The sequence below is a fragment of the Nocardia sp. NPDC046763 genome (genome assembly GCF_040645495.1).
GTDB lineage: Bacteria > Actinomycetota > Actinomycetes > Mycobacteriales > Mycobacteriaceae > Nocardia.
Map to the genome: position 1 here is coordinate 46404 of NZ_JBEYYI010000014.1, position 15209 is coordinate 61612.

The window sequence follows — 15209 nt, forward strand, 5'->3', positions numbered from 1 at the left end:
GCACTGCCCACAGTCAGTGCGCCCCACCGAGTTCCAGCGCCAGCACCCCCGCGATCACCAGCACGATCCCCCCGAGCTGCATCGCGGTGATTCCCTCGTCCAGGAACAACGCCCCGATCGTTGCCACCGCCACCACCCCCACCGCCGACCAGATCCCATACGCCACCCCGATCGCCATCCCCCGCTTCAGCGCCTGCGACAGAAAATAGAACGCCGCCCCATATCCGATCACGACGATGATCGAAGGCACCAGCCTGCTGAACCCCTCCGAGATCTTCAGCGAAACAGTCGCCGTCACCTCACACGCAATCGCCAGCGCAAGCAACAACAAGGTCATGACCGCACAATAACCAGCCTCCGCCGCACCACCGGAGTGCCTGTGCGACACCCGCTGATCGAGGTGTCGACAAGTTCCTCTCCGCTCGGCGGTGAGCGGACTACTCTACAGCGATGAGGATGGTCGGGCGCGGGCTGGCCGGGATCGCCGGGCAGCTCGGAAATCCCCACGGGTGGGCGGGGTCGGTGGTCGCGGCCGTGCTGAACCGGGGAAATCGGTATCTGATCGAGGCGGCCGTGGATGCCGCGCAGGTGCGGCGCGGCCAGACCGTGGCCGATATCGGATTCGGTGGCGGGGCGGGGCTGGGACTGCTGCTGGAACGGGCAGGGGCGAACGGCACCGTGCACGGGATCGAGATCTCGCGGGATATGTTGTCGCGGGCCGGGTATCGCTACGGACGGTTTCTCGAAGCGGGACGGCTGCGGCTCGAACCCGGGTCCCTGACCGAATTGCCGCTCGCCACGGCGAGTGTGGATGCCGCCATCACGGTCAACACGGTGTACTTCCTGGCCGAGCTGGAGCGCGCGTGCGCCGAGCTGCGACGGGTGCTGCGGCCCGGCGGCCGGGTGGTGGTGGGTGTCGGCGAGCCGGAGGCCATGGCGAGAATGCCGTTCACCCGCTACGGGATCCGGCTGCGGCCGGTGGCCGAGGTGATCGGAGCGCTCGAACGGGCCGGTCTGGTCGTCGAGCACGGCGTCATCGAACGCTGGCCGATCGACGGGCACTTCCTGGTCGGTCGATGAGGCCGGTGCCGGACCGCACCCGGGCCGATGCCCTGGTCACCGTGCTCGACACCGATGCTAAGCAGCGCAAGGATAGAGCGAAATGCCAGGTCAAGTCGGTGTCCGGGTCGGCGGAGCCAAATATGCGGTGCTGAACCGTCAGAGGTGCACGAGCGCGGTCATCGGGGCGACACCCAGGGTGGTGAGCATGGCCGCCCCCTCGGTGGCGTCCGCGCCACCGGCCAGGATCCGGGTCCGGGCGGACTGGTAGACGCAGCCTGCGGCATCGAACGTGGTTGCGGTGGACAGCAATCGGTCCCGATCCTTGGCCAGCAGCGCTTCGGCCCGGTCGATGATGGCCGCGGCCACCGGGTTTCCGGTGACCTCGGTCCGCGCCTGCGCGAGATCGCCTGAGGCGGCGGTGTTCCCGGTCATGGCGGCTGCTTCGGCGTGCAGGGCCAGATACCACGGCAGCCACACGCCGGTCACCCGGGCGCGCGCCTCGGCCGGGGTCAGTTCGGTGCGTTCCAGCGCGTCCTCCGGCTGGCCGTGGTGCAGCATGAGCAGCGCGTCGAAGACGGCCTGGTAGCCATCGGCATCCGTGGCCGGGGTGCCGAGTTGCTGGAGTACGCCGGTCCATTCGCGTTCGGCGTCGTAGTCGTCGCGCAGGCCGTGGATCATGCGCACCCCGGCCACGGCCGCGCCGAGCGCCGAGCGGGCCGGGCGTTCCTCGCGATGCCAGGCCTCGAGGAAGCGAGCGCTGTGGGTGAGGACGTCATCGACATTGCCCGCCAACGCATCCGCCACCAGCAGGCGGCTGGTCGCGGTATGTCCGACCTCGGCCAGCATGGGATGCTCGGCAAGCTGCCGTCCCCAGCGGCGCGCTCCGGCCAGATCGCCCACCCCGAGGCCGAATTCGGTCGCCTGGCCCAGCGCGTCGATCAGTTCGTGGGTGCCGACCGGGTTGTCCGGCGTGGTCGAGAGCAGCCGGATACGCCGCCGTGCGGTGGCCGCGGCGGCGCGCAACTCCCCGGTGCGACTCTGGGCGGCGGCGAGAGCATCGAGGGCAGCGGATTCGGCGAACGGGTCACGGGTGCTGTGCGTGAGCTCGACAGCTCGCTCCGCACTCGAAACCGCTTCCGGCGCAGGAACATCGGTAACGCGCTGCGGCGCACCGAAGGGATTGGCGAGCAGGACGGCCTCGGCCAGTGCGATGGCGGCCCGCGCCGGATCAACCGCGACGACCCCGGCCCGAGCGATATCGGGCGGAGCAGCGGAAGTGGGCACGGTATCTGCCCCCGCCGCAACGGCCGGGGCGGCGGAGGTTGGTGCGGCGGCGAGGCGGCGCGCCTCGGCGACGAGTGCGACCAGGTCTTCGCGGGCCGGGATGTGCTCGAACTTGCCCCAGAATCGGTAGGCGGATGCTGCCGCGGTCGCCAGGTCGATGGATGCGGCGGCGGAATCCCCGGCACGCTGGGCGAATTCGGCGGCGGCGTGGTGCAGGCGGTACATGTCGTCGCCGTTGCCCTGACAACCGGCCGCGGCCGCCGCGTGCCGCAGCAATTCCGCTGCGGCGGCCGGGTCGTCGGAGAGGTAGGCGGCTTGCTCGTAGCGCCATTGGGATTCGCCGGTGAGGTGCCGGGTGAACATCAAGGGGGCAAGTAGCCGCGCCAGGCCGTAGGCGTCGCTTCGGCGGTCGGGTTGTTCGCAGGCCCAGCCCAGCGCGGCACGGAAATCGTCTGCGGCGGCATCGAATCGGGCCCGCCAGTCGGCGCGCACTATCGAGAGGTCGCTCGCCTCGGCCAGGCACCAGCGCAGATGTCCGGCGCGGGCGTCGGCCGTCTCGCCGGCTGCCTCGAGCTGTTCGAGCCCGTACTGCCGGATGGTCTCCAGTGCGCGGAATTGGGTACCGGTCGGCGTATCCGTCACCACCAACAGGCTCTGTTCGACCAGTCGCGCCAATCCGGCTGCCACCGCGCCTTTATCGAGGCCTGCCGCGTCCGCCGCGGCCTCGACGGGGAACACGGTCATGAATACCGAGACCCGCCGCAGCAGCATCCGGTCCTCGGGCTCGAGCAGGGCGTGGCTCCAGTCCAGGGCCGCGCGCACCGAGCGGTGCCGATCGTCGGCGCGGGCGCCGCCGGAGAGCATGCGCAGTTGATCGTCCAGACCGGCTGCGAGCCCGTCCAATCCGAGCGTGGTCCAGCGGGCGGCCGCCAGCTCGATGGCCAGCGCCACGCCGTCGAGGCGCTCGCAGAAGGTCGCGACCCGGTCGCGCATGGCGTGGTTGGGCGGCCAGCCGCCCGCCGCCGCCCGATCCATGAACAGGGCGACCGCGTCCGAATCACCTTCCCCGGCAAGCGACATCGGCGGGACGGTGTACACGCGCTCGAAGGGCACCATCAGCCGGGCGCGGCTGGTGGCCAGCACGCTCATCCCCGGACACGCCTCCAGCAACTGCTCCACGAACGGGGCGACGCCGTCCCGCACGTGTTCGCAATTGTCCAGCACCAGCAGCGCGTTCCGGTCTGCGAGCGCGGCCAGCACGGCTCGGTCGAAGCCGCGGCCGGGCTGCTCACCGATGCCGAGCGCCATGGCGACGGTGCCCGCGACCACACACATATCCGGGCTGGTGATCGGCACCAGGTCGACGAACCACACGCCATCGGCGAAGTCGGCGGCCACGTCCGCCACGGCCGCCAGGGCGAGCCGGGTCTTGCCGACGCCGCCGGGGCCGACCGCGGTGACCTGCCGCTGCGTCTTGATCAGCTCGGTGAGTTCGGCCCGCTCCCGGGTGCGACCGATGAACGAGGTCAACGGTTTCGGCAGCGCGGGCGCGGGTCGCGGACTCGCGGTGCGGGTCGCGGCGGCGTACAGAGCCAGGGCCCGCCGGTCGGACATGTCCAGCTTCCGCAGCAGCGAGGACACGTGGCTCTCCACCGTGCGCACCGAGATGAACAGTCGCGCACCGATCTCGGCATTACTGAGGTGCTCGCCCACCAGGGTCAGCACTTCCGCCTCACGAGAGGAGATCTCCGACGTCACAGCCATGAATTCAGTCTGCCGCATCGGCCGTCGGAAGACGGTACCGGTGGGTTCGGTGTTGCTCTCCGTGGTGGATTCCGTGGTCACCACGGATGTGACCGAGGGGCCCCGGGAGCGAAGCTGAATGCACACCGGGTTCGCAGGAGCCAACCGGACGACAGGGTCGCTTCGGACCCCCACTCACCAGGAGAATCATGACCACGCTGGGCATCAGGACCGTGCTGCACCCCGTCTCCGACCTCGCCGCCGCCAAGACCGTCTACGCCGCGCTGCTGGGCATCGAGCCCCAGACCGACTCCCCGTACTACATCGGTTTCGAGTCCGCGGGCCAGCACATCGGCCTGGTCCCCGCGGGCAGCCCGCAGAGCCCGGCCGCCCCCGTCTCCTACTGGCACGTCGGCGATATCGAGGCCAAGGTCGCCGAGCTCACCGCCGCCGGCGCGACCGTCCAGCAACCCGCGCGCGAGGTGGGCGGCGGCCGCCTCGTCGCCACCCTCACCGATGCCGACGGCAATGTCCTGGGCCTCATCCAGGACCGCTGACCGCTCCCCCACCCGGTCCTCTCCCTTACTCCCGCAAAGGAATCCAGCCATGGCCACCGAGACCACCACCAAGAAGACCACCGTCGGCTTCAGCGCCGAAGAGCGCGCCGCCATGAAAGCCCATGCCGCGGAACTGAAGACCGCCGCCCGCCGCGGCTCCCGCTCCGCCAAGGCCGACGGCGAACAGGACGTGCTGGCCAAGATCGCCGAAATGACCGGCTCCGACCGTGAGATCGCCGAACGCCTTCACGCCCTCATCAAATCCGTGGCCCCCGAACTCACCTGCAAGACCTGGTACGGCATGCCGTCCTACGTGCGCGACGGCAAGATCGTCTGCTTCTTCCAGACCGCCGCCAAGTTCAAGACCCGCTACGCCACCCTCGGCTTCAACGACATCGCCAACCTCGACGATGGTGACCTGTGGCCCGTCAACTACGCACTGCAGGCCATGACCCCCGCGGTCGAAGCCCGCGTCACCGAACTCGTGAAGAAGGCCCTGGGCTAGTACCGCCTCCGGGAAGGTTGACGGTGTAACCCAGCCACCCATGGTGGCGGGTTACACCATGGGGCGTCGACCTGGTGATGCGGCGGGCCGTGCGCAGCAGCTACGCGGGTGGGTCGGTGCGGCCGCCGTCGCGGAACCCGACGAGGTTGTCCGCGCCGAGCTGGTGAAACTCCTGGAGCGGGCGACCTTGGACCTCGAGCAATAAATGGGATGCGTCGAACGCCCGGGCCCGGTTACGGTGCTCCGCATGTGGCTGCAGCTGTTCTCCTGAGCACGATTCGTTTGTGACGCCCGGCGGTCTGCCGAATTGACCGTGCCTGTGGCATTCCCGATTCCGACCGGCGATCGAACCCGGTCCGTCGGTCACGCATACCCATAGGAGGACTCATGCCCGAGCACTTTCCGCTGCCCGAAATCCCTGCCGAGGACCCCGTCGAACGCCCGTTGTCGCGGCGCGAACGGCGCGGGAAGGGCGACAAGAAGCAGCAGACCACCGCGAACGGCAAGGTGCACGACTCCGGTCGTGCCGCGGTGCCCGCCGCGAAACACGTGAATTATCGACGCGGATGACGAAAGCGGCCCGTTGGGTTTCCAGGTCGGAAATCCAACGGGCCGTTACCGTTTCGAGTATCAGCTGAGCCAGGCGCGCTGGGTGGCGGCGGTGCCGCGCACCTCCTCGAGCTGCTTGGCGACCTGGGTGCCGGCCGTGCCGCCGCGGGCATTGCGGGAGGCGATGGAGCCTTCGACGGTGAGGACCTCACGGACACCGGGGGTCAGGGCCGGGTCGACGGCGGCGAACTCCGCGTCGGTGAGCTCGTCCAGGCCGACGCCGCGCGACTCGGCGACGCGAACGCAACCGCCCGCGGCCTCGTGCGCGACGCGGAACGGAACACCCTGGCGGACAAGCCATTCGGCGATATCGGTGGCGAGGGTGAAGCCCGCGGGGGCGAGCTCGGCCATGCGGTCGGTGTGGAAGGTCAGGGTGGAGACCAGGCCCGCGATGGCGGGCAGCAGCAGTTCGAGCTGGGCGACCGAGTCGAAGACCGGCTCCTTGTCCTCCTGCAGGTCACGGTTGTACGCCAGCGGCTGGGCCTTCAGGGTCGCGAGCAGGCCGGTGACATTTCCGATGAGGCGGCCCGCCTTGCCGCGGGTGAGCTCGGAGACATCCGGGTTCTTCTTCTGCGGCATGATCGAGGAGCCGGTGGACCAGGCGTCGGCCAGGGTGATGTAGCCGAATTCCGGTGTGCTCCAGATGATCACCTCTTCGGCCATGCGACTCAGATCGACGGCGATCATGGCCAGCACGAACGCGGCCTCGGCGGCGAAGTCGCGCGAGGAGGTTGCGTCGATGGAGTTCGCGGCGGAGGAGTCGAAGTTCAGTTCGGCGGCAATGGCTTCCGGATCCAGGCCCAGCGAGGAGCCCGCCAGCGCGCCGGAACCGTACGGCGACACCGCGGCCCGCTTGTCGAAGTCGCGGATCCGGTCGATGTCGCGCAGCAGCGGGTGGGCGTGCGCGAGCAGGTGGTGGGCCAGCAGCACCGGCTGGGCGGCCTGCAGGTGGGTCTTGCCCGGCATGACCGCCTCCGGGTGCGCGGCGGCCTGCTCGACCAGGGCGTCCACCACGTCGAGCACCCCGGAGGCGATGCGCCGCACCGCATCCCGCAACCACATGCGGAACAGCGTGGCCACCTGGTCGTTGCGGGAGCGGCCCGCACGCAGGCGGCCACCGAGCTCGGTGCCGACCCGGTCGATCAGCCCGCGCTCCAGCGCGCCGTGCACGTCCTCATCGGATTCGAGGGGGCCGAACGCGCCCGATTCCACGTCCGTCGCAAGCTGATCCAGGCCCGCGAGCATGCCCGCGAGGTCGGTCTCCGACAGCAGCCCGGCCTTGTGCAGCACGCGCGCATGGGCCTTGGAGGCGCGAATGTCGTACGGCGCGAGCGCCCAGTCGAAGTGGGTCGACTTGCTCAGCGCCGCCATCGCCGCGGCCGGGCCGGACGCGAAGCGTCCACCCCACAGCGCGCCTTCATTGGTGCTGCCGCCCTGGGTCATAGCGTGTCGTCTCCTCGCGGTTTCGTCGCGGTCATCAGAATGTGTTGGGTCATACCGGCCCTGACCGCCTCGGGAACGGCCCGGCCGCGGTCCTCGAGCAGGGTGACCGGGTCGCCCTCGGTGACCAGCCAGCGGTGCATGGCGAACCAGCCGCGGGGGTCCTGTCGGTCCTCCCACGGGTAGAGCAGGTCTTCCAGGTCGAGCTTCAGCCCGGCATCCGCCATCACCTTGCGGCGCCGCTCCCGGAACTCGTCGCCCAGATCACCGGACCCGGTGCCGAGGTTGATCGCCATCCGGCTGCCCGGCGCGCTGAGCTCCACCACGCGCTCGAGCAGTCGAGTCTGGGCGTGACCGGGCAGGTAGCGCAGCAGCCCCTCCGCCAGCCAGGCGGTCGGCTGGTCCGGTTCGAAACCCTTGTCCAGCAGGGCTTTCGGCCAGTCCTGCCGCAGATCGACCGGCACCTCGCGACGATCGGCCGTCGGCTCGTCATCGGCGAGCGCCCGGGCCTTGAACGCCAGCACCTTCGGCTGATCGAGCTCGAAAATCCGGGTCTCCGAGGGCCATTCGAGCCGGTAGGCCCGCGCGTCCAGCCCGGCGGCCAGGATCACGATCTGCCTGATCCCGGCCCGCACGGCCGCGGCGAAATACTCGTCGAAGTAGACGGTGCGGGCCACCAGGACATTGCCCATCGACCAGGCCTGGTAGTCGCCGTCGCTGATGCTCCGGCGGCTCAGCGCCCCGGACATCATGGCGTTCCAGCCCTCGGACCCGACCGCCGCCACCAGCTTCGCCGCGTACGCGTCGTGGAACAGGGCGTCCTCGCGGCTGGTCTCGTAGGCGCGAATGGCCGCGACGCCGATGGCGGTCGCGCCCACGCTCTCCGTGATGTCCCAACTGTCGTCATCGGTTCGCATGGGCGCGTCTCCTTCGGCCGGTGCTCGGAACAAAAACCGCCCCGGTCGCAGGCTACTACTTGCTGTTGAGATCCCGCCGCGCCGCGACCTTGGAGGACAGGCCGTGGATCTGGACGAAGCCCTTGGCCAGCGACTGGTCGAAGGTGTCGCCCTCGTCGTAGGTGGCGAGGTTGAAGTCGTAGAGCGACTCGTCGGAGCGACGGCCGTTGACCACGACGCTGCCGCCGTGCAGGACCATCCGGACATCGCCGGACACGTGCTGCTGGGTCTCGGCGACGAACGCGTCCAGCGCGCGCTTCAGCGGCGAGTACCACAGGCCGTCGTACACCAACTCGCCCCAGCGCTGTTCGACCTGCCGCTTGTAGCGGCCCAGCTCGCGCTCGATGGTCACCGCTTCCATCTCCTGGTGCGCGGTGATCAGCGCGATGGCGCCGGGGGCCTCGTAGATCTCGCGGCTCTTGATGCCGACGAGCCGGTCCTCGACCATGTCGAGCCGGCCCACGCCCTGGCGGCCGGCCCGCTTGTTCAGCTCGGTGATGGCCTCGAGCATGGTGACCGGGCGGCCGTCGATGGCGACCGGCACACCCTTGTCGAAGGTGACGATGAGCTCGTCGGGCGCCTCGAAGTTGACGGTCGGGTCGACGGTGTAGTCGTAGACGTCCTTGGTCGGGGCGTTCCACAGGTCCTCGAGGAAGCCGGTCTCGACCGCGCGGCCCCACAGGTTCTGGTCGATGGAGAACGGCGACTTCTTGGACACGTTGATCGGCAGCTTGTTCTCGCCGGCGAACTCGATGGCCTTCTCACGGGTCCAGGCGTAGTCGCGGACCGGCGCGATGACCTTCAGGTCGGGCGCGAGCGCGCCGATGCCGACCTCGAAACGGACCTGGTCGTTGCCCTTGCCGGTGCAGCCGTGCGAGACGGTGTCGGCGCCGTGGTACTCGGCGGCCTCGACCAGGTGCTTGACGATCAGCGGCCGGGAGATGGCCGAGACCAGCGGGTAGCGGCCCATGTAGAGGGCGTTGGCCTGGATGGTGGGCAGGCAGTACTCGTTGGCGAACTCGTCGCGCGCGTCCACGACGATGGACTCGACGGCGCCACAGTCCAGCGCGCGCTGGCGCACGTCGTTCATGTCCTCGCCACCCTGGCCGAGGTCGATGGCGACGGCGACGACCTCCGCGCCGGTCTCCTTACCGATCCAGCTGATGGCGACTGAGGTGTCCAGCCCGCCGGAGTAGGCGAGTACGACGCGCTTGGTCATAGTCCGTGTGCTCCTCGATTGTTCGTATAGGCCCTCGACCGGTGCGCTGCCCCGCGGTCCCGTCCCGGTCCCTCTGGCGCGCTCCGTCGTCCTGCAAATGATTATGCATGACGATGCAATCCCATTCATAACCGGGGCCTTCACCTGCGTGGGTCCGACCGCCGGCGACCGTCACATCCTTGCACCGGAACCCGGCGAGGAATACAGTACGAACGTACGGTTTGGGAAATTCGACGTTCATGCGGAGGGACCCATGTGGGATCCGGACAAGTACCTCGCCTTCGACGACCTACGCGCGCGGCCGTTCTTCGATCTGGTCGGGCGGGTCGGTGCGGACAAACCCCGGCGGGTGGCCGATGTCGGCTGCGGCCCGGGGAATCTCACCGTGGCACTCGCGGCCAGGTGGCCGGAAGCAACCCTCGAGGCGTTCGACTCCTCACCTGAAATGGTCGCCGCGGCACGGGAACTCGGCATCGATGCCACCGTCGCTGATGTCCGCGACTGGCGGCCCGCACCGGACACCGACGTGGTGGTGACCAACGCCGTGCTGCAGTGGGTACCGGATCATCTTGCGCTGCTGCCGGATTGGGTAGCAGCCCTGCCGGACGGAGCCTGGCTGGCGATTCAGGTACCCGGGAACTTCGATGCGCCTTCACATCTCGCGATCCGGGAGCTCGCGTCGTCACCGCGGTGGCAGGAACGGCTGGAGGCGGCGGGGATTCTGGATCGGCAGGCGGTCCCCGATCCCGCCGGATACGCCGGGGTGCTGACGGCGGCCGGGTGCCGGGTCGATGCCTGGGAGACCACCTATCTGCAACCGCTGACCGGGGACGATCCGGTACTGGAATGGGTGACCGGAACCGCACTGCGTCCGGTCCGCGACGCGCTCGACGATGCAGCGTGGCCGGACTTCCGGGCCGAGCTCGCGCCACTGCTGCGATCGGCCTATCCGCAGCAGCCGGACGGTGTCACCTGGTTGCCGTTCCGTCGCGTGTTCGCGGTCGCGCACAAGCCGGAGTGAGAGGAACCGGTCGCCTCCTCGGAGCGGCCGGTCGGCACCGAATCCGGCAAATGTCCGAAACCCACCCTTCGGTGTGATTCACGATCACGGCGTACGCCGCTGTGCCACGCTGGAAGTCGACACTTCCGGGCCAACCGAAGGATCCTGCCATGCTCTCGACACTCGCACAGAACCTGGGCACCCTCGGCCGCGACATCCTGTCCATCGGAGGAGCGGCACTGCAGTTCGCCCAGGATCTCATCTCCTCCGGCGGCACCGGCCAGGGCGGCGGCGGTGCCTACCCGCCCGGCCAGTACCCGTTCAACTGACGTAGTGGAACCACCCGCCGGCCATTCAACGGCAGGTGGCCATCCATTCCCGCATGGTGAGCAAGGCCGGATGGAGGCGCCGCAGAACGGGAATATCGGCGCGATAGCCGGATTCGCCGAACCAGAAGAACATTCGCGATTCGGGACCCATCATGCGGAGCAAGCGCTGCGGCATGCGGGCATAGCCACGTCCCCGGTGGTGGCGGCGATCTGCGGGACGGTGAGTTCGTCCCCGGCGATTTCCAGTGCGCGGCCGAGGTATTCGCCCGGATCGGCGGGGCTCCGCCGACCACGACCTCTCCCCCCCGCACCGCACCCCGGACGCCACCGATCGCCGCGCCTTCCGGCTGGCCCTGACCACCGCGGGTGAGAAGCAGCGCCGGGCGATCGCCGGCCTCCAGGAATCGGTCAGCGCCACGGCCTTCGCCGCCCTCATCCCCGCGGGACGCACCCAGCCGGCCGGACTGCTGACGAAAGTCCTCACGCCACACCAGGAATGACCTGCATTAAGTCGGGAGCACCGGGAATTAAGCGACTCTCGAGTTGACTGGTGCGTACCGGTGTGAAAGCTTTCAGACGGCTGCCGTGGGCTCGATTTCAGCACTCACGGACTTTCAGAGGAGTTACAGCTGGTGCGTCCAATCCTATGGCGCGAAATGTCAAGGGACAGAACGGAGTCGGGGACTGCGTCAGCTGCGGACGCACAGCCGGTACCGAGGGTTGCATTCACCGGGATATTGCGCGCCCGGACAATTGGCGGGCAGCTTTCTCGAATCTTGGCGTTCGCTTTGATTTTGGTTCTTGTTCCCTTGGCAGCGACCGTGCAACGGGCGTATAAGGATTACCGCGAATCCGACGACACCCGCCAGGCCGTATCGCTGGCCCTCGACGTCCAGGACCTGACCGACCAGATCCAGCGCGAACTCGGCCTCAGCAACGGCCTGCTCGGCGGTGACAACAGCCTGCAGCCGGCGCTGATCGCGCAGCGGCGCACCGTCGACAGCACGCTCGGCGCGGTCAAGGACGCGGCAGCGGGAGACGCGCCCGGCGCGGATCAGGTGCGCGCGGCGCTCACGCAGTTGAATCTCTTGGCGAACACCCGCACTCAGGTCGATACGCGCCGCGTCAGCAGGCCGGTCGTGCTCAAGTTCTATGGCGACGCGGTAAGTGCGCTGAATCAGCTGACGCTCGGCCTCGATCGGGCCGATGACGCGCAATTGCAGCGCGGATTGCAAGCGTTCTACGCGCTCGGCGCGGTCAAGGAGCAGTTCGACAAGGAGCGCGGCTTCCTCAATGGCGTCTTCGTGGCAGGGCACTTCTCCGGCGGCGAGTACGGGCAGTTCATGGAGATCCGTTCGGCCAAACAGTCTGCCCTGCAATCGTTTTCCCGCTATGCCGACAAGAACCGACAGGGCGATCTGGACGATGCCATGCGCGGTGACGACGCCACCGTGGCCGAGCACGACGAGAGCATCGCGCTCGCCTCGGGCGACGGGACGCTGGCCCGCCCGGTGGATCCGGCGACCTGGTGGACGCGGCTGACCGGTCTCATCGACGCGCAACGGGCCGTGCAGAAGGCCGTCGGCGACGACATCCGTTCGCGCGCCGATCAACTGCGCGACGCGGCGCAGACCCAGCTGATCGTCTTCCTGATCGGCGCGGCGATCGCCATCGCCGCCATGATCGCGCTGGTGCTCGCCTCGGTGCGCGCCCTGGTGCGCCCGCTGGCCGCGCTGGCCGGGGAGGCCGATGAGGTGGCGTCCCGGCGGCTGCCGGAGGTCATCGACGCGTGGTCGCAGGCCGCCGACAGCGCACCGGACGCGCCCCGCGCCGTGCTGACGCCCGCCGGCGCGAGTGCCGAGATCGCCGCCGTCGCAGGCGCATTGGATCGTGTGCAGACCACCGCCTTCGAACTCGCCTCGCAGCAGGCGCTGGGCCGGCGCAACACCATCGAGTCGATGGGCAGCCTGGCGCGCCGCAATCAGAAGCTGGTGCACCGGCAGCTCGCCCTGATCAGCCACTTCGAACGCGAGGAGCTCGACCCGCAGGGTCTGGCGAATCTGTTCGAATTGGATCACCTTGCCACCCGCATGCGCCGCAATGCCGAGAGCCTGCTGGTGCTCGTCGGTGAGAACAGCCCGCGGCGGCTGACGCAGCCGATCTCGCTGGTCAATGTGATCCGCGCGGGCATGTCGGAGGTGGACGACTATCGGCGAGTGGTGTTGCGCCGCATCGAAGATGTGCTCATCGTGGGCACGGCGGCCAGCGAACTCTCCCATATGCTCGCCGAATTGCTCGAGAACGGTCTGGCCTTTTCGCCACCCGATCTGGATGTCGAGGTCTACGGCCGCCGTGCGGCACAGGGGTATCTGCTGGCAGTGGTCGACCACGGTGTCGGCATGTCGGCCGAGCAGCTGGCCCAGTCCAATGCCAAGTTGCGGGGCGAACAGGACTTCATCGTCGCGCCGACCCGCTACTTGGGTCACTACGTGGTCGGCCGGCTGGCCCAGCGCCTGGGCATCGAGATCGAGCTGAGCACCTCGCCGGTCAGCGGCATCGTCGCCCGGCTGACCCTGCCTCCGGAATTGCTTGCGGCCGATGGGGATCTGGAACCCGAGACCGTGCGGGAGCCGACCGGCGCCACCACGATCGAACCGACGTGGGGCTCGGATCCGGCACCGGTGAGCGCGCCGATGCCGGAGCCGGCACACGTCGCGGTCCCGGTCGTTGCCGAGCCCGACGCCGCGCTGGTGAGCCGGGTGCCCGAGGCCGTCACCGCGCCGGTGAGCCGGATGCCCGAACCGGAGACGCCGCCGAGGATCGTCGACCGGCCGGAGCCCACCGGCCTGGCGACCACGCGCAATGGTTTGGTCAGGCGCAACAAGGTCGCTCGCGCCGCCGCCGCCGCCGCACCGGAGCAGCCTCGCGCCGAGGCCGCCCCGCCCCCGCCGCCGGAGCCGGCGGCCGACCGGACCCCCGAGCAGACCCGTTCCATGCTGGCCGCCTTCCGGGCGGGCCACGAGCGCGGCATCGAGATCTACTCGACCTCCTCCGGGTTGTCGCCGATCACCCGCGAGATGTCCCCCCGCACGACAGATTCCGCATCACTACCCCCGTCCGTGACGACCCGAGAGGAGATCCGGTGACCGCCCAGCTGCCGAGTGCCGATCCCCATACCTTCAGCTGGCTGCTGGCGAACTTCGTTCGCGATACCCCGGGGGTCCGCGATACCGTCGCGGTCTCCTCCGACGGGCTGCTCATCGCCATGTCCGACGGTTTGGAACGGGTCGCGGCAGATCGCCTGGCCGCCATGGTGTCCGGGCTCACCAGCCTGGCCACCAGCGCCTCGCGCAGCTACGCCTTCGAGGGTCTCAAGCTGATCATGATCGAGATGAAGCGCGGCTTCCTGCTCGTCTCGGCCATGGGCAACGGCAGTTGCCTGGGTGTGATCGCGGACGGCAATTGCGATGTCGGCCTGCTCGGCTACGAGATGTCCATCCTGGCCGAACGCGCCGGCTCGCTGCTGGATCCGGCGCTCATCACGGAGCTACGAGAGACCCTGCGCCGATGAGAGATTCCGACTCGGTCCGCGCAGACCTCGACGACAGTACGCACGATTTCGTCCGGCCCTTCGTCGTCACCGGTGGCCGCACCACCCCGGTGATCGAGGGCCTGCGCATCGAAACCCTGGTGCACGCGGCGCCGCACGCGTACTCCGCGCCCATCCAGCTCGAACAGCGCGAGGTGGTGCGGTTGTGCCAGCAGCCGACTTCCATCGCCGAAATCGCTGCCGCACTGCATGTTCCGGTCGGCGTCGCCAAGGTGATCGTGAGCGATCTCGCCGCCGGCGGCTATCTGACGGTCCGCGAGGCGCCCGAGCTGTCCACCGCCGCCATCGAGAGGATCCGGGACCTTGTCCGCGCACTCTGACGTTCGTACCTCCCCACGCACACCGTCCTCGGTGAAGATCGTGATCAGTGGCGGATTCGGCGTCGGCAAGACGACTTTCATCGGTGCGATCTCCGAGATCGAGCCGCTGGCCACCGAGGCCGCCATGACCGAAGCCTCGATCAATGTCGACGATCCGGGTCACCGCGCGGACAAGACCCAGACCACGGTGGCGCTCGACTTCGGCCGCATCACCCTGGATCGGTCGCTGATCCTCTACCTGTTCGGCACGCCCGGCCAGGAGCGGTTCGTCTTCCTGTGGGACGACCTGGTGGACGGTGCGCTCGGCGCGGTGATCGTGGTCGACACCAGCCGCATCGACGACTGCTATCCGGTGCTGGACTACTTCGAGCAGACCGGGACCCCGTTCGTGGTCGTGGTCAACCGCTTCGACGGCGAACCGCGCTTCGATCTGGAGGAGGTGCGCGAGGCGCTGGAACTCGACGACGACATTCCCGTGCTGGAATGCGATGCGCGCGACCGTGAATCGGTGAAGAACGTGCTGGTAGCTCTGCTCGAGCAGGTGCTGTACCACCGGCTGGCGGTGTAGAGGAGTC

General features: G+C 68.9%; 18 protein-coding genes. 12 read left to right on the forward strand and 6 right to left on the reverse strand.

Annotation, left to right across the window (positions count from 1 at the left end; translation table 11 throughout):
• Positions 1 to 13: 13 nt before the first annotated feature.
• On the reverse strand, positions 14 to 337 hold the full coding sequence (locus ABZ909_RS22825; RefSeq protein WP_357002817.1) for a multidrug efflux SMR transporter: 324 nt from the start codon (positions 335 to 337) through the stop codon (positions 14 to 16).
• 113 nt (positions 338 to 450) lie between these two features.
• On the opposite strand from ABZ909_RS22825, the gene ABZ909_RS22830 reads away from it, so the two are divergent.
• A complete protein-coding gene (locus ABZ909_RS22830; RefSeq protein ID WP_357002819.1) occupies positions 451 to 1080 on the forward strand; it encodes a class I SAM-dependent methyltransferase in 630 nt (209 codons plus the stop codon).
• 138 nt (positions 1081 to 1218) lie between these two features.
• Here ABZ909_RS22830 and ABZ909_RS22835 read toward each other — a convergent pair whose 3' ends face one another.
• On the reverse strand, positions 1219 to 4110 hold the full coding sequence (locus tag ABZ909_RS22835) for a LuxR C-terminal-related transcriptional regulator (RefSeq protein WP_357002821.1): 2892 nt from the start codon (positions 4108 to 4110) through the stop codon (positions 1219 to 1221).
• Between the two features lie 188 nt (positions 4111 to 4298).
• On the opposite strand from ABZ909_RS22835, the gene ABZ909_RS22840 reads away from it, so the two are divergent.
• The 4 genes from ABZ909_RS22840 to ABZ909_RS22855 all read left to right on the forward strand — a co-directional run bounded on the left by ABZ909_RS22840 (position 4299) and on the right by ABZ909_RS22855 (position 5721).
• Positions 4299 to 4646 (forward strand): VOC family protein, encoded by a 348-nt coding sequence (locus ABZ909_RS22840; protein WP_357002823.1) that lies wholly within the window; start codon positions 4299 to 4301, stop codon positions 4644 to 4646.
• A 49-nt stretch (positions 4647 to 4695) separates the two neighbouring features.
• Positions 4696 to 5151 carry a DUF1801 domain-containing protein gene (locus tag ABZ909_RS22845; RefSeq protein ID WP_357002825.1) on the forward strand — a complete coding sequence of 152 codons (456 nt, stop codon included), beginning with the start codon at positions 4696 to 4698 and terminating at the stop codon, positions 5149 to 5151.
• 58 nt (positions 5152 to 5209) lie between these two features.
• Positions 5210 to 5356 carry a hypothetical protein gene (locus tag ABZ909_RS22850; RefSeq protein WP_357002827.1) on the forward strand — a complete coding sequence of 49 codons (147 nt, stop codon included), beginning with the start codon at positions 5210 to 5212 and terminating at the stop codon, positions 5354 to 5356.
• A gap of 182 nt (positions 5357 to 5538) precedes the next feature.
• Positions 5539 to 5721 (forward strand): hypothetical protein, encoded by a 183-nt coding sequence (locus ABZ909_RS22855; protein ID WP_357002829.1) that lies wholly within the window; start codon positions 5539 to 5541, stop codon positions 5719 to 5721.
• 60 nt (positions 5722 to 5781) lie between these two features.
• Here ABZ909_RS22855 and argH read toward each other — a convergent pair whose 3' ends face one another.
• Genes argH through ABZ909_RS22870 form a run of 3 tightly spaced genes read right to left on the reverse strand, consistent with a single transcriptional unit; the run spans position 5782 to position 9375 of the window.
• The gene (argH, locus tag ABZ909_RS22860; RefSeq protein ID WP_357002831.1) at positions 5782 to 7203 is read right to left on the reverse strand and encodes an argininosuccinate lyase; all 1422 of its coding nucleotides are present in this window, start codon (positions 7201 to 7203) and stop codon (positions 5782 to 5784) included.
• Positions 7200 to 8117 (reverse strand): SAM-dependent methyltransferase, encoded by a 918-nt coding sequence (locus ABZ909_RS22865; protein WP_357002833.1) that lies wholly within the window; start codon positions 8115 to 8117, stop codon positions 7200 to 7202. Before ABZ909_RS22865 ends, argH begins: the two co-directional genes overlap by 4 nt.
• 55 nt (positions 8118 to 8172) lie before the next feature.
• Positions 8173 to 9375, reverse strand: coding sequence for an argininosuccinate synthase (locus ABZ909_RS22870; protein WP_354848500.1), 1203 nt, complete (start codon positions 9373 to 9375; stop codon positions 8173 to 8175).
• 253 nt (positions 9376 to 9628) lie between these two features.
• Here ABZ909_RS22870 and ABZ909_RS22875 point away from each other — a divergent pair, with 253 nt between their 5' ends.
• Together ABZ909_RS22875 and ABZ909_RS22880 are read left to right on the forward strand one after the other, a co-directional pair.
• The gene (locus ABZ909_RS22875; protein WP_357002835.1) at positions 9629 to 10396 is read left to right on the forward strand and encodes a trans-aconitate 2-methyltransferase; all 768 of its coding nucleotides are present in this window, start codon (positions 9629 to 9631) and stop codon (positions 10394 to 10396) included.
• A gap of 149 nt (positions 10397 to 10545) precedes the next feature.
• Entirely contained in the window at positions 10546 to 10704 is a 159-nt protein-coding gene (locus ABZ909_RS22880) for a hypothetical protein (protein ID WP_357002837.1), read from the forward strand.
• Positions 10705 to 10729: 25 nt separating this feature from the next.
• On the opposite strand, the gene ABZ909_RS22885 is transcribed toward ABZ909_RS22880, so the two are convergent.
• Entirely contained in the window at positions 10730 to 10879 is a 150-nt protein-coding gene (locus ABZ909_RS22885; protein WP_357002839.1) for a hypothetical protein, read from the reverse strand.
• 70 nt (positions 10880 to 10949) lie between these two features.
• Here ABZ909_RS22885 and ABZ909_RS22890 point away from each other — a divergent pair, with 70 nt between their 5' ends.
• The 5 genes from ABZ909_RS22890 (at position 10950) to ABZ909_RS22910 (ending at position 15202) form a co-directional block, all read left to right on the forward strand.
• Positions 10950 to 11204: a hypothetical protein gene (locus tag ABZ909_RS22890; RefSeq protein ID WP_357002840.1), complete on the forward strand. Its 255-nt coding sequence runs from the start codon at positions 10950 to 10952 to the stop codon at positions 11202 to 11204.
• Positions 11205 to 11525: 321 nt separating this feature from the next.
• Positions 11526 to 13850, forward strand: a complete 2325-nt coding sequence (locus tag ABZ909_RS22895; protein ID WP_357002841.1) for a nitrate- and nitrite sensing domain-containing protein — start codon at positions 11526 to 11528, stop codon at positions 13848 to 13850.
• Positions 13847 to 14275, forward strand: coding sequence for a roadblock/LC7 domain-containing protein (locus ABZ909_RS22900; RefSeq protein WP_357002842.1), 429 nt, complete (start codon positions 13847 to 13849; stop codon positions 14273 to 14275). Before ABZ909_RS22895 ends, ABZ909_RS22900 begins: the two co-directional genes overlap by 4 nt.
• The gene (locus ABZ909_RS22905; protein WP_357002843.1) at positions 14272 to 14634 is read left to right on the forward strand and encodes a DUF742 domain-containing protein; all 363 of its coding nucleotides are present in this window, start codon (positions 14272 to 14274) and stop codon (positions 14632 to 14634) included. Before ABZ909_RS22900 ends, ABZ909_RS22905 begins: the two co-directional genes overlap by 4 nt.
• A gap of 31 nt (positions 14635 to 14665) precedes the next feature.
• A complete protein-coding gene (locus ABZ909_RS22910; protein WP_357002844.1) occupies positions 14666 to 15202 on the forward strand; it encodes an ATP/GTP-binding protein in 537 nt (178 codons plus the stop codon).
• Positions 15203 to 15209 lie beyond the last annotated feature (7 nt).